This window comes from Flagellimonas onchidii (genome assembly GCF_004804315.1).
Lineage (GTDB): Bacteria > Bacteroidota > Bacteroidia > Flavobacteriales > Flavobacteriaceae > Flagellimonas > Flagellimonas onchidii.
The window spans coordinates 105,141-119,904 of sequence record NZ_SRXX01000001.1 but is presented as its reverse complement, the minus strand read 5'-3'; the positions used below and the strand labels follow the sequence as shown (position 1 = coordinate 119,904).

The window sequence follows — 14,764 nt, the reverse complement described above, 5'->3', positions numbered from 1 at the left end:
AAATTATATTATTGTATTTAGAATTTTAGGGTATATCCTAAAGTAATGTTGGTATTGATGCTATTAACAGATGCCGTACTGTTGATTCCAGAATCAAAGAGCAGGGTATTTACATCTCTTTCTGTTCTGCTAAAGGCCAAATCTAATCTACTTCCTCCAAAATTGTATCCTACACCACCAGAATAACCAGTAAGGTCGCCAATGATGTCCCCATTCTCATAAGGACTTTGTTCGTATCGATATCCACCTCTCAGACTTACTTCATCAATACGAAGTTCGCCTCCTAAACGATACGTGCTTACCACACCTAACTGTTCCGAAATAAAATCATTTTCGGAGTTGAAGTTTGGGTCCGTAGTCGGGCGTAGTTTAGCTTTTGACATATCTTGATAGCCATAATCAAAGCTCAGTAATCCATCTTTTCCAAATACAACAGCAACACTTCCGGTTAGTTTGGAAGGGACTTTAATTCGGTATTCCTCATATAAGTTGACAAGGCCAAAATCAATTTGATTGATATCCGGTTCAGCCAATGTGGAATTAATGCGTTGGGATATGTCATCTGTAAACTCATACCAAGTAGGGGATTGATAACTACCACCCACCCGGATATTATCGTTTAATTTGGCAATGGCTCCAGCGCTGAATGAAAAACCATACCCTTCTGTATGTAAGAAATTGTCGAAAGTGGTCAACTGAACGGAGGAACTGGCATCATACCCATCCTCATCCAATAGAGTCAATTTATCATAGACTACAGAGTGGAAATTCAAAGAAGCTCCTAGGTAGAGGTTCTCTTCGTACTGTCCAGCAAAGTTAACAGTAAACTTGCTGTTGTAGCCTGTAGTCCTCTGAACGTAGTTCTGGTTAACACTGCTGTATTCCGCATTGGAAAAATAGGAGGTATTATCCGGGTCGTCTTCTGTAGGTTCAATAAGTCCCGATTGAAAACCTAAAAAGCCCTGTTGTGCGCCAAAGCCTAGGTCTGCTCCTATATTTAGGTAAGCGTCAGCAATGGTCTCGTTTTGCTGTACCCTTAAATTATTCAGGGATTCACCTTGAGCAAATGCTAAAAAGTAGTTGTCAATACCTTGCGTAGTAGAGCCAGAAGCCACAAATTCATTGTCAAAGTTTCGTGCAAGATCATAATTAAAAGATAGTGCAAGCTTTTTCCAAGGATTATCCTGTGATTTGAAAACAAAAACACCACCAACCTGGTTTAATTCTGTCGAATTCATGTCCGTACTTCTGGTGTTTCTTCCGAAAAGCGCATCATTTTCTCTATTGTAGTGCGAACCGGTGATAGTAAGTTCGCTATGGTTGAAAACTGCCGAACCAGCCGGATTTACATTTAATGAGGATAAATCACCGCCTAGGGCCCCGAAGGCACCTCCCATAGACTGAAACCTAGCCGTACCTATTATGTTTTCTTGACTGTGTCGCAAAACATCATTGATATTTTGGGCGCTTGCAAAAGCACATACCAATACCATGATGAAAGTTGAAATCCTTTTCATTTTAAGCTATTTAGTTTTTAAATAAAACAGTGTGAAATTTTATTGTCTTCGACCACTTCTTGCCGATGATCTTACAGCACCGGAACTTCTACCGCTTCCCGAGCTTCTGCTAAAGCTTCTGCTGCTTCCGCCAGAACTTCTATAACTTCTGGAGCTGCTACCAGAGCTTCGATAGCTTCTTGACGAATTACCTCCGGAACTTCTGTAACTTCTAGAGTTGCCCGAACTTCTGTAGCTTCCTGAGTTTCTGCTAGGACTTGAAGACCTGCTGTAACCACTACTTCGCGGTGCTGTTCTCCCAGAAGATTGATAGCTCCTAGAACTTCTCGGAGTTCGGTAAATGTTGGAACTTCTGCTTTGGGATGTCCCTCTTCTGTATGTGCCACTACTTCTGGTGGATGGCGAAGTGCCATAAGACCTATACGTTCTTGAGCTTCGATTGTAATTTGGAGCTGTTCTGGTGCTTCTACTGGATCTATAGTTTCTATTTCGGGTAATGGCATCAGCGCTCACACTTCTTCGTGCTGTAGTTCCACTTCTGTAGCTTCTGGCTGTTCTTGAAGCTGCTGAGCTACGACTAACGTTGGAACGTCCGCTATTGGTTCTATATCTTGATGAATACCCACTTGTCCTTGATGCTAAGTTAGATCTTCCTCGGAGTGATGTGGCAGTTCTATTGCTGGCATACCCTCTTCTGCCCCTATTATAGGCGTATCCTCTGTTGTAGTAACCTCTATTGTAATAAGGTCTTCCCCAGCCAGATCCATAATAACCACCCCAGCCGAAACCAACACCGGCATAGCCCCAGTAGGGATCCCATCCCCAACCGTAGTTGCCCCATCCCCAACGGTTCCATCTCCAAGGATTGTTCCATCCCCAGTATCCACCCCAGCCGTAACCGTTCCATAGCCACGGATCATTCCATCCCCAGCCTAGACCACCCCAGGCCCAGCTATTATCGTAGACGTTTATAGAGACACTGGTAGGATTATCGCCCCATCCAGGGTTTCCGTTATAGGTATTATTATTAGCAAAATAATTTGTCTGTTCTCCCAATGGGATAGTATCATTTTCGATACCGCTGCTATAGCCATCAATATCAGTGAAGATTTCATCTTCTAAAATCTCCCCATACTGATCTGCTTTTTGTCCGAAATATTCTCCATACAAATTACTTTCTTGCTTTTCCGCCCTAACTGCTTCAGCTGATTTCTTTTCAACGTTTACAACGCGATTACTGCTCGAATAAATTCCATCGTCATCGTAGTATGAAGCTTGTTGGTATGAACCACAGGAAGTTAATATGAGAACGGCCATAATGGATATGGCGATGATTTGGTTTTTTGGACGGGGTATAGACTTTGTCATCTTGCAATTTTTATTGTTGAACATACTAAAAATAGTTAGTTTTGCCCAACTATTTTCGTTAATAAAGTCACAAGTTTTGTGCCAAACTACTATAGATGGGTAAAAATTTAACAAGTCGAAGCGAGGATTATTCCAAATGGTATAATGAACTTGTTGTCAAGGCTGATTTAGCCGAAAGCTCTGGTGTAAGGGGTTGTATGGTGATAAAACCTTATGGATTTGCCGTATGGGAAAAAATGCAAGCTCAGTTAGATAAAATGTTTAAGGAAACAGGTCACGAGAATGCTTATTTTCCGCTTTTTATCCCAAAATCTTATTTGAGCAAAGAGGCCAGTCATGTTGAGGGGTTTGCTAAAGAATGTGCTGTTGTTACACATTATCGTTTGAAAAATGCCGAAGATGGTAGCGGCATCATTGTGGATGAGGAAGCTAAATTGGAGGAAGAATTAATAGTTAGGCCAACTTCTGAAACAATTATTTGGGATACCTATAGAAAATGGATTCAATCCTATCGTGATTTGCCCATACTGGTGAACCAATGGGCCAATGTAGTGCGCTGGGAGATGCGTACACGGCTATTTTTGCGTACTGCAGAGTTTTTGTGGCAAGAAGGGCACACGGCCCATGCCACAAAACAAGAAGCTTTGGAAGAAGCCGAACAGATGATGCATGTTTATGCTGATTTTGTTGAAAATTATATGGGTGTACCCGTAATCAAAGGAACCAAAACAGAAAGTGAGCGGTTTGCAGGCGCCGAGGAGACCTATTGTATTGAGGCCTTAATGCAGGACGGAAAAGCACTTCAGGCCGGAACCTCACATTTCTTGGGGCAGAATTTCGCCAAAGCCTTTGATGTGAAATTTGCCAATAAAGAAGGAAAGCAAGAGCATGTTTGGGCAACTTCGTGGGGGGTTTCGACTCGATTGATGGGTGCGTTGGTCATGACACATAGCGATGATAATGGATTGGTGCTTCCACCTAGATTGGCTCCTATTCAAGTGGTAATAGTTCCAATTTACAAGGGGCTGGAGCAACTAGATGCTATATCGGAAAAAGTAGAACCCTTGGTTAAAGAGCTGCGAGCCAAAGGAATTTCAGTTAAATACGACAAACGAGATACACATAAACCTGGTTTTAAGTTCAATGAATATGAACTAAAAGGAGTTCCCGTACGTTTGGCGGTAGGGCAACGTGACTTGGAAAATGGTACATACGAAGTTGCACGAAGGGATACTTTGCAGAAAGAATCGGTACAAGCGGAAGAGATTGTATCCAAAATCATTTCGTTATTGGATGAGATCCAAGAGAACATTTACAGAAAAGCTGTTGACTATAGAGAGGAGCATATTACTGAAGTGGATAGTTACGAGGAGTTCAAGAATGTTATCATGGAAAAAGGCGGGTTCGTTTCTGCCCATTGGGATGGAACTTCTGAAACCGAGGACAAGATAAAGGAAGAAACCAAAGCTACTATCCGATGCATTCCTTTTTACGGGGAGAAAGAAGTGGGGAGTTGTATGGTCACGGGTAAACCTTCTGCACAAAGAGTATTGTTTGCTAAAGCGTATTAAGCGGTTAAAAAATAATATTAACTGTTGCAAGACTTAAAAATAGTTGTATTTTTGCATCCGCAATTATGCGACCTTATGGCCCGTTCGTCTAGGGGTTAGGACGCCAGGTTTTCATCCTGGTAACAGGGGTTCGATTCCCCTACGGGCTACAAAGTTCAATGATAGATTGGAAATCGAGTTATTGAAACAAACTCATTTTCAATAATTTGGCCCGTTCGTCTAGGGGTTAGGACGCCAGGTTTTCATCCTGGTAACAGGGGTTCGATTCCCCTACGGGCTACTAAGAAAGAATTAGAAAGTATAAATTAAGACAATGGCAAACCATAAGTCAGCATTAAAAAGAATCAGAAGAAACGAAGCGGTACGTTTGCGTAACAGATACCAACATAAAACCGTTCGAAATGCAATCAAAAAATTGCGTAACGAGGAGGACAAGAAAGCCGCGGAAGCTTTATTGCCTACTGTTGTTGGAATGATTGACAAGCTTGCCAAGCGTAACATTATCCACAATAACAAAGCGGCCAACTTGAAAAGCAAGTTGATGAGCAAGGTTGCTGCTATGTAAATTTGTGATAAAAGATATATTAAACGCCCCATTTATGGGGCGTTTTGTTTTTATTCAGGGTTATAGAACTTAGTTTCCTTTGAGTTTGGCATTGTTTCTATACCCTTCTATATTTTTGTACCAATCACGTCTGTTTTGTCCACCTGACAGCCCCCATTCTTCAAAATAAAGATAACCTTCATTAATGGGTTTCTTTTCTTGGAGAAGAGGAAAAGACTGGATGACATTAATTGCCCAGGGAAGTCCATTTTCGGTAGTATAGTCTCCATCCACATCCGAATTGTTTCCTGATACGTTAGGTTGAGAGTTTCCTAAAGAAGTTGGCTCGTAATTGGCCAGATGAATCTCTTTGTCCCTTACCCCATTCGCAACCAGAAAAGGATTGAATGGCGCAGAATCTAGGGAGCTATTGGAAATAGGAGTCACAAGCTCAACACTCACCCTGTTTTCTTGGTTGACCAATATGGAATGGTCGTCAAATAATGGAATTACGGTATGCTGTTGACCTATTTCTGTGCCATTTGTTGAAAGTTCAAAGACTGCTTTATCCAAAATTTGACCGTCAGTGGAAGAGACGTTGTTTGGATTAAGTCCTTCAATTTCAAACGCCATACTGTTTACAAAACCTGCTCCATCAGAAGTCACAATATAATCGAAGTCAATTGCAACAACTTCGTTAGATGCATTAAAGATTTTGGAAATCGAATAATCTATTGAAGTATCATTGAAGTCCCAATCGCCCTTAAAAGGCCATAGATCTTCAAAAACCAAAGAGGCTTTGGTTGAAGAAGAGGGATAGGTTACGGCATAGGCCCTTGTTGCATCATTTGGATACTCATCAACAGAATCCACGACACCATCCCCATCTTGATCATTGCATACCTCGACTTCTGAAAATGTAAACCAATTGGAGTCATTTTGCGTATTGGTGTCGGGATCGTCAATTCTTTGCCAAACGATTTTGTCAAAGGTTCCCGAGGTTGCCGATATTAAAACGGTACCATAGCCGTCACGATAATATCTTGCTCTGGTCCGAGGATTGGTATCCTTTAAAATTCTTTCAGACTCATCATAAAAAAACTCTCTACCACCAGACAATAAGGTTTCGGTATGTTGATTACCCACAAATTTGTAGGGAGAGGCATCAACACTTCTAAAATGCATTAGCAGATTTTGAACCGGAGTGTCAAATGTCATTTCAAACTCTACATATCCATCCGAATCGTTATTGGTGTCAATTTTAGAGCTTATCCAGAAATTAAATCCATAAAATGTGAAAATTGGCGTAGAAAACCCGGCGCCAGCCAATGAGAAACGATTTTTTAATTCAACACCATCAACGGAAGTGGCTGTAATGATTGCAGACACCCCTTGTTTGGGCAATATGATGTTAGAAATTGTATTTACATTTCCATTATCGGTTACCACGTAATTGCTTAGGTCCACATAATACTTTTGACCATAAACATTGGCGCAATCCAAACTGAATTGATTCTTTGACTGTTCAGTTTTTGATATATTTCTTTTTCCTGTGCTGCCATCATAGGTATAGGAAGCAGTGTTTTGAATTATTGGCACCACAAAATCATATACTTGGTCATTGGATTTTCGAACGATAAATAGATCTTCAATAAATGATGATATCGTAATGGTTTCTTGGATAGAGCCATTGGAAGGTAGTCTTTCAAAAAACTTGTTGGGCAAAGGCCCGGCAATGCTATCCAAGCTCTCAATGAGTTCATCACTATATGCATATACTTCATAGACGACGTTAGGAGAATCGTCGTTTATTTGGACGGCAACCGTGGTTTCCGTTTTAAAATCAAAATCAGTAGGGAATTTCAAATCCGTTAAGACTCGATTATCCACATTTGTTGAATCTTCGCCTAAGGACTCTAGGTATTTATTATACTTTTCCTTTAAGCAGCTTTGAAATAAAACTACGGCTATGGAAATGATAAGTATGGGGAAAAATCGAATCTTTTTCATTATAAACAAACTCATATAAATGAACGAAAAAACTTACATAATGGATGTATTTTATCGATAAACAGCCTTGAGAAGTTGTAAAAGCCGTTAAAAACGTGGTAAGTAAAATGTTAAGCCAAAAGTACTTTGTTTCTTTCCCTCGATAATCAAAGGGATAGTGGCTGGAATCAAATAAACAAATGCCCCTTTAAAAGGGGCATTTGTTTTTGCATTGGGATTAATCTTTTAGGTCTGATTCGTTTCTATACCCAGTTGAGTCTTTGTACCAATCTTCATAGACCGTGCCTCCTGAGGTAGCCCACTGGTTAAAGAAATTATAAGCTTGATTTATAGGAATACTCTCTTTTGGCGGTTTAAAATTATGAATAATGTTGATGGCCCAGGGTAGCCTAGAATCTGTTTGATAGTTTCCATCCTCATCATGATTCACGCCTTCCACAGAAGTATTGTTGACTCCCAAGCTAGTTCTAAACCTATTGGGCAGATGAATTTCCCTGCCTCTGTCTTTATTCACAATTAGGAAAGCGTTAAATGGTGCAATACCCAATTGTGCCGTGGTAATTGGTTCAGTAAAATCAATGGAAACTGTTGTAGGTACATGGAGCATAGTTTCATTATTATCGAATAAAATAACAACTGCCCTATCTTGACCTTGTTCTAAACCATTTGCAGCGACATTAATATAACCTTCGGTCAAAACAGTACCAGTAACGGATTGTACCAAACTTGGAGGGATGCTTTCAAATTCAATCCCAAATGCATTGATAAGACCAGCTCCATCTGATGTTACCTCAAAATGAATATCCAGTTGAACCACCATGTTATCGGAATTTAAAATAGCTACAAATCGATAATTTACAGCCGTATCATTAAAATCATAATCTCCCAAGAACGGCCAAAGATCTTCAAAAGCAACAGTTCCCCATCCATATTTACTTGGAGTAAATTGCTCAAAGGCCTTGTCAGCTTCCTCTGGGAAGGCATCATTGCTATCGGTTATACCATCTCCGTCGGTATCAGGATCAACGGTAACCTCATCAAAGATTCTAAATGTGGTTAAGTCATTTATGGTGCGATCAAAAGATACTCCAGAGGTTGAGTTAGGACCATATCTGTATTCCCATCCTCCGGTCTGAGTGTCCATTACAATGAGATTGCTATTGCCACCATTGTTGGCCAACCATAGTTCTTGATTGGAATCAAAGGTCATGGAGGTAGGTGAAAAGGGTAAATCTTCACCACTTATTCGTGTGGTATCATATTCTCCATCAGAATTTAGCTCTAGCTCATACAGTCCGGAAAAGGAGCATAGGAATATGGTTCCGTCTTCCGCAAAGGCCAAATCGCCACCGTTTTTTTTATGTAGACCGTTGATTTTCCAATTGGATAGAATATTTGCGTTTTGAGGATCTATGCTATAGAGTACATCATTTTTTGAAAAATAAAGTAGACCATCATTTTCATTATAATCCAACCGGGGCCCACCTATACCTAAATTTCCAACCGTTGTCCACGTGTCATTGACCATATCATATTTCATCAAAGGATAGGGATTAGATCTTCCTATGGAATATAAGATTTTGTTCTGCTGATCTATGGCAGCAGTCCAACTTCCCATCGGCATATCACTTATAAATGTATAGTCTCCAGTAAGCGGGTCTATTTGGAACATCTCGCCGGAACCATTTACACAGTATAAAAAATCCTCTACCATGGCTGATTTGGCAGAAGAAGCTCTTTTCCCTGTTGGAGAAGAATGTGTATAAGTTACCACAGGGCCGGTAACGTTGATTATCTCGGAGGTATAAACAAAGCCTTCTTTTCTTCGTATGTAGAGTTTGTCAAAATATTTGGGTACTGCAAATGTGTGTTCAATTTTACCTCCTGAGGGCATACCACTAAAAATAAGATGATTGAGGTTGTCCACAGAGATGTCAATTCCCGTTTCCTCCTCCTCTTCCTCATTTAGATAGGTTATCTCTCCGCCAGTAAACACTTCATCATTATAGGAGTATACATCATATTTAACATTTGGGGTATTATCATTGATGACAAGTTGTACTTCCTGATCTGTTTTGAATTCAAACCCATTAGGGATTTTCAATTCCGTAATCTCCAGTTCTTCTATAGGAACTTCCACCGGATCGGTGGTTCCACCATCTGTATCAGGGTTGGGAGCGGGGTTATCTATACTATCCTTAACGCATGATATTTGAAGCATTGCAAGTAAAAAGGATAGGGAGACTAAAAGGATTTGGGGCTTTTTCATCTTTTTAAGTTTATAAGGAACTATATCCCATTTTAGATTAAATTACACGTTGTTAAATGGTAATTGATTTTGCAAAAGATGGATTTAGGTGATCTGTTGACGAATAGCAAATATGTGTCGACAAACCGTCAAATAGCCATTTTTTGCAATAAATGAACGAAAAAACTTACGAATCAATATATTTTATCGACGAACGGTTTTGTTAAGTTGTAAAAAACCTGAAAAGTGTTGTGAACTACCTAAAGGCCCTTCTTTTGCCCAATAAAAAGCCAACTATGAACAAAAAATACATGACCACTATCAGAATATTTAGAAAATCGTGCAAATGGTATTCATAATAAAAAATAGGAAAATCATAGGCCGCTATAAAAATAAACGGGAAGAAAATATGGAAAATGGCAAGTCCTAAACTTACCCAAAACAACAAGTTATGTTTCATTTTATAGTAACTGTTTTCTTTCTTCTTTTCCATTAGATACAAAGTAATGAAGTACAATAACACAATGGAAGCCAATAAATCGGCCCAGTAAAGTCCGATATGGAAAGGATTTTGAAAAAAGAGGCTTACCACATAACCTACCAAGCTAACCGCTACAGCATATTCTACTCTCTTTTTATGTTTTTTGTCCACTAGAATTTTCCAATATATATAGTAGAAGAAAGAAAAAGATACAATGGAATAGATGTTATAGATGATTACATTATGCCATGCATATCTAGAATCTGAAAAAAATTGGAATTCGTTGGTATGTTTAATTAAATAACCCAAGAGCTCCGTAAAAAAAGTGTAAATGATGAATATGGGAAAATATTTCAGTACGGTATCGTAATATCCTCTATAGGTCGAAACCGCAACTACCCATGTCAATAAATATACAGGAGTAAAATAGCTTTCCTGAAGATAATTTAGGAACTCTTGGGTCATAATTCATTAATAATCCGCGTTGGGCGGAGGTCCGGAATGGCCTCTGTTCAAAGTCAGGCTTTGGCTTTTATATAATAATGGCGCCTCAGAAATGCTTGGAGCAAAGCTCGCATAGGCTTTTTGACTTTTCTTCTGGGTGCTTCCCATTTCTTTTTGACCAACAGCATCCTTGATAAGTTTTGCCTTGCCATCTTCACCAATATAGAAGCCATAGTTCTGTCCATCGATATCAATGGTGGGAACTATGAAAACAGCGTCCTGTCTTGGATGAACTACTTTTTCCCCATCTTCAAAGGTTTTTTTATCAGGATAGTTGCCAAAATAAAAGCGAAGTGAGGATACTTCTACACCTGCGCCTTCGGCTTCTTGTTCTATAAAAGCCATATATTGTTTTATGGTGCTATAATCATAAGAAGTAAATCGAGCTGGTTTAAATTCTTCATCCGGATGACGCTCGATTTCATATTGTTTGATGATTTCAGCACGATTTACTGTGTATAGGTCAAACAGGGATTTGGATTCTTCCAAGGAGATGATTTGCTCTGGCGGTTTAACTTGTTCTCTGGGTTCCCCTACAGGCTCATCTTTTTTTTGTGGTGGTTTGCATGCTCCAATTGAAAGTAAAAGGGAGCCCAATAGCATAGCAGATAGATTTTTAGTGTTCTTCATATTAAAGTATTTTAGTTTAGGAGATGGGGAAACCGTACTAAAGATATGTTTTTTCTGTAATATGTTTTTAAGAAAAAACCCTTTGAGATTGCTCAAAGGGTTTAAAAGTTATAATATCCGTAAATTTTGATGGATTACATCTTATTCATTCATCGTAAGTAAGAATTCTTCGTTGTTTTTGGTCTGCTTGATTCGCTGTTCCATAAACTCCATGGCTTCAACCGGATTCATATCGGCAAGATACTTTCTCATGATCCACATACGTTGAATGGTATTTTCATCCAATAAAAGATCATCTCTACGCGTAGAAGAGGAAATCAAATCAATCGCAGGGAATATTCTACGATTGGAAATCCTTCTATCCAATTGTAGTTCCATGTTACCTGTTCCTTTGAATTCTTCAAAAATAACTTCGTCCATTTTTGAGCCCGTTTCTGTCAAGGCTGTGGCTATGATTGACAATGAACCTCCATTTTCAATGTTTCTGGCCGCTCCAAAAAACCTTTTCGGCTTATGCAGCGCATTGGCGTCTACACCACCACTTAATACCTTTCCAGAAGCTGGTTGAACTGTGTTGTAAGCTCTTGCCAAACGGGTAATGGAATCCAAAAGAATTACCACATCATGTCCACATTCCACTAGACGTTTTGCCTTTTCAATGACGATGTTGGCAACGCGAACGTGCTCTGAAGCTTCCTTGTCGAAAGTTGAAGCAACAACCTCACCACGAACGTTACGCTGCATATCGGTCACCTCCTCAGGTCGTTCATCAATCAATAAAATGATTTGATATACCTCAGGGTGGTTGGCCGCAATGGCATTGGCAATATCTTTAAGCAACATGGTCTTACCCGTCTTAGGTTGTGACACGATCATTCCACGTTGACCCTTCCCAATTGGAGAAAACAAATCCATGATACGTGTCGACAAAGTGCTTTGTCTTTCGGCTAGATTGAATTTTTCTTTTGGAAATAGAGGCGTTAAGTGCTCAAAAGAGACTCGGTCGCGTACCACTTGTGGGTCCAAACCATTAATTTTGGTCACTTTTATAAGAGGGAAGTACTTCTCACCTTCTTTTGGAGGTCTTACATTTCCTAGAACAGTATCACCAGTTTTCAATCCAAATAATCTAATCTGGGATTGTGACACATATATATCATCAGGTGACGAAAGATAATTGTAATCTGAGGAACGCAAAAAACCATAGCCATCTTGCATAATATCTAGAACGCCTTCGCTCTCTATAATGCTGTCAAACTCAAATTCAGGTTCTTTGTACCTATTTTTTAAGTCCTTGTCGAAGTTGCTGCTCTTCTTTTCGTGACCACTGTTCCTATTATGGTGTTGGTTGTTTTTTTTGTGTTGGCTTTTTTGGTGCCCATTCTGTTTGTGGTGGTCTTTTTTTTGTGGTTGCTCACGAGGGGCATCCTTTTTCTCCACTGGTTTCTCAACAGAAGCGTTCGAAGTATTTTGCTCGGCAGTTGCTGTTGGGGCGTTTTCTTTTTGCTCCTTTTTGGCGCGTTGCGTTCTTGGTCGTTTAGGTTTTGCCTCGGCTGGTTCTTTTTGGGAGGTCGAACTTTCTTGAACGACTTTTGGATTAGATGCTTGCACATCCAAAATTTGATAGACCAAATCAAGCTTTTTCAGGGTCTTGAATTTGGGGACATTTAGGGTTTTCGCTATTTCCTGCAATTCAGGAAGCTTTTTAGCCTTTAGATCTGAAATCTCAAACATTAAATGATGAATAAATTAAACTTGTCTAATGTAATTTGAAGTAAAAAAAGTTATTGGGATACTACAATAGGAAAGGTTTCCTTGAGCGAGTGCTTCGCTAATAACGTCACAATAATACGAATTATTTTTCAACAAATACGTGGCAATTATCAAAAAGACGGTTATTTTTGCCCTTCCAAGCCAATTTGTACAATGATTCAAAGGATTCAGACGTTTTTCTTAGCAATAGTGGCCCTGATGGCCGGCGGATTGCCCTTTGTGCTGAGTCTATGGATAGATGGCAATGGCGCCGAAGTTTTTGCCAAAAACGAACTATGGATTAGCATTGCTTTCTATAGCTCAGCAATTTTGGCCTTGATTTCGATTTTTATGTACAAGAATAGACAAAATCAATTTGTGGTGAACAGATTGAATATGATATTGAATCTTTTTTTACTAGGATTTTTCGTTTATCGATCACTAAGCTTATCCGGAGAAAACACCATTTCTGAGAAGGGTATTGGGATGCTGATTCCTGTATTTTCTATCGTTTTTCTGGTTCTGGCCAACAGAGCCATCAAAAAGGATGAAGATCTTGTAAAATCTGTTGATCGCTTACGTTAAACCTAACATCTTAGTAGTATTAGTGCGAAAAACCCCAGCAAAGCTGGGGTTTTTATTTTATAAGTGTCTAATAGTGCTATAGCTTTATTCTTTGCCCAAAAGCAGCAACATTATGTCCCTGAATCTGCACTAATCTGGATTCGGTGCTTTTTTCTTTCAATAAGGGATTGGTGTGATTAAAATGAATGAAATGAACTTTGGCACTTTCTTCTGGTGTGAGTGTGTTAAAAAGTTTCATGCTCTCTATTACAAAAGGATGCGGAATCTCTGAAATATCCCTATTATTGATTTCCTTTTCATCGAAGAAAGAAGCATCCAAAAATGCGAAATCTACTTTCTTTATTTCAGCAACAATATCTTTTTCCCACTTATGCCATTTATCGATATCTGGAATAAAAAGAATGGACTTGTTCGGGCCGATTACCTTATAGCCTACAGTTTCCGAATATTCATCCCGATGGGGTACCGTAAAAGGAATGACTCCAATGTTTGGGGTAAGTTGAAGCAGTTTTTCATTTTGAATTTCTTTAAGGGCAATATTCTCCAATGTTACCAGCTGGTTCCATGGTCCATTGTTCTCCAAAAACAACTTCATTTTGGGCATTGCATACACAGGAACCTGTTTTGCTCCCTTGGCCTCACGTCCTAAATACATCAAGCCGGTATAATGGCCTATATGGGCATGCGTCAGAAGAATACCGTTGGGAATATCTGTTTCACTACCAGAAAAATCTTTTAACATTCTCAATTGCGAGGGCATGTCTGGCGTTGCTTCAAATAAAAATGATTTTCCATATTCAAAATCGACCACGCCGAGTGAAACAACTTTTCGATTTGCATCTGGTTCTTCGAATAGGGCCGAACAACATTCTCTTTGGCAATCGATATGCGGACTGCCTGCATCTTGAACGGTTCCCAGTACCAACATTTCAACCTTTGCTCGATCAGTATCGTCCTTAAAAGAGGTATTTTCTTGTTGCTTGCCCTTTTGTGAGCAACTTAATATCAATAGTGACACGATGAAAAAAAGTGGTCTCATTTAGTTTTTTGCCAATTCAATGACTTCCAAATTAGAAATTTTCTCTCCGTCAATAGTAAAACGAAGCATAGTGCGTACTTTGTGGAAACCGTGTTTGCCACAAGCACCAGGATTCATATGCAGCAAGTTCAGCTTTTTGTCGTTCATCACTTTCAAGATATGGGAATGCCCACAAATAAACAACTTTGGAGGGTTTCGTCTAATTTCATCCCGAACCCTGACGTTATATTTATCAGGATATCCCCCAATGTGCGCAATCCAAACATCTACCCCTTCACAAAAAAAACGATTGTGTTCGGGGAATTCCTGTTGGATAATGTGGTCATCAATGTTGCCAAAAACGGCACGAACTGGCTTAAGTGAGGCAAGTTTGTCGGTTACAGCAAGGTTCCCAATATCACCTGCATGCCAAATTTCATCCGCTTGGGCGGCATATTTTAATATGGTATCGTCCATATGTCCGTGAGTGTCCGAAAGCAGTAAGATTTTGGTCATAACGCTAAAAATATGCTAAA

Annotated in this window: 12 protein-coding genes and 2 tRNA genes; 5 read left to right on the top strand and 9 right to left on the bottom strand. The window is 39.5% G+C overall.

All coding sequences use genetic code 11. The features are described 5' to 3' along the window. Window positions 1–17: 17 nt before the first annotated feature. Window positions 18–1,517 (bottom strand): OmpP1/FadL family transporter, encoded by a 1,500-nt coding sequence (locus tag E4661_RS00425; protein ID WP_136464841.1) that lies wholly within the window; start codon window positions 1,515–1,517, stop codon window positions 18–20. A gap of 39 nt (window positions 1,518–1,556) precedes the next feature. After that, window positions 1,557–2,885, bottom strand: coding sequence for a hypothetical protein (locus tag E4661_RS00420; protein ID WP_136464840.1), 1,329 nt, complete (start codon window positions 2,883–2,885; stop codon window positions 1,557–1,559). Between the two features lie 95 nt (window positions 2,886–2,980). Here E4661_RS00420 and proS point away from each other — a divergent pair, with 95 nt between their 5' ends. The 4 genes from proS (at window position 2,981) to rpsT (ending at window position 5,021) form a co-directional block, all read left to right on the top strand. After that, window positions 2,981–4,456: a proline--tRNA ligase gene (gene proS / locus E4661_RS00415; protein WP_136464839.1), complete on the top strand. Its 1,476-nt coding sequence runs from the start codon at window positions 2,981–2,983 to the stop codon at window positions 4,454–4,456. A 77-nt stretch (window positions 4,457–4,533) separates the two neighbouring features. Next, window positions 4,534–4,605, top strand: a tRNA-Glu gene (locus E4661_RS00410). 59 nt (window positions 4,606–4,664) lie between these two features. Then, window positions 4,665–4,736: transfer RNA gene (locus tag E4661_RS00405), tRNA-Glu, on the top strand. A 33-nt stretch (window positions 4,737–4,769) separates the two neighbouring features. Further along, entirely contained in the window at window positions 4,770–5,021 is a 252-nt protein-coding gene (gene rpsT, locus E4661_RS00400) for a 30S ribosomal protein S20 (RefSeq protein WP_116182725.1), read from the top strand. Between the two features lie 69 nt (window positions 5,022–5,090). On the opposite strand, the gene E4661_RS00395 is transcribed toward rpsT, so the two are convergent. The 5 genes from E4661_RS00395 to rho all read right to left on the bottom strand — a co-directional run bounded on the left by E4661_RS00395 (window position 5,091) and on the right by rho (window position 12,607). Beyond that, on the bottom strand, window positions 5,091–7,010 hold the full coding sequence (locus E4661_RS00395; protein WP_168796296.1) for an LruC domain-containing protein: 1,920 nt from the start codon (window positions 7,008–7,010) through the stop codon (window positions 5,091–5,093). Window positions 7,011–7,227: 217 nt separating this feature from the next. Beyond that, window positions 7,228–9,279, bottom strand: a complete 2,052-nt coding sequence (locus tag E4661_RS00390; RefSeq protein ID WP_136464837.1) for an LruC domain-containing protein — start codon at window positions 9,277–9,279, stop codon at window positions 7,228–7,230. Window positions 9,280–9,514: 235 nt separating this feature from the next. Continuing rightward, entirely contained in the window at window positions 9,515–10,204 is a 690-nt protein-coding gene (locus E4661_RS00385) for a hypothetical protein (RefSeq protein WP_136464836.1), read from the bottom strand. 6 nt (window positions 10,205–10,210) lie between these two features. Next, entirely contained in the window at window positions 10,211–10,873 is a 663-nt protein-coding gene (locus E4661_RS00380) for a hypothetical protein (protein WP_136464835.1), read from the bottom strand. 141 nt (window positions 10,874–11,014) lie between these two features. Next, window positions 11,015–12,607, bottom strand: coding sequence for a transcription termination factor Rho (rho, locus tag E4661_RS00375; RefSeq protein WP_136464834.1), 1,593 nt, complete (start codon window positions 12,605–12,607; stop codon window positions 11,015–11,017). Window positions 12,608–12,799: 192 nt separating this feature from the next. Between rho and E4661_RS00370 the strand changes: the two genes are divergently transcribed. Beyond that, on the top strand, window positions 12,800–13,210 hold the full coding sequence (locus E4661_RS00370) for a DUF4293 domain-containing protein (protein ID WP_136464833.1): 411 nt from the start codon (window positions 12,800–12,802) through the stop codon (window positions 13,208–13,210). Window positions 13,211–13,286: 76 nt separating this feature from the next. On the opposite strand, the gene E4661_RS00365 is transcribed toward E4661_RS00370, so the two are convergent. Both E4661_RS00365 and E4661_RS00360 read right to left on the bottom strand, forming a co-directional pair. Continuing rightward, window positions 13,287–14,249, bottom strand: coding sequence for an MBL fold metallo-hydrolase (locus tag E4661_RS00365; protein WP_136464832.1), 963 nt, complete (start codon window positions 14,247–14,249; stop codon window positions 13,287–13,289). Further along, entirely contained in the window at window positions 14,250–14,744 is a 495-nt protein-coding gene (locus tag E4661_RS00360; RefSeq protein WP_136464831.1) for a metallophosphoesterase family protein, read from the bottom strand. Window positions 14,745–14,764: the final 20 nt, after the last annotated feature.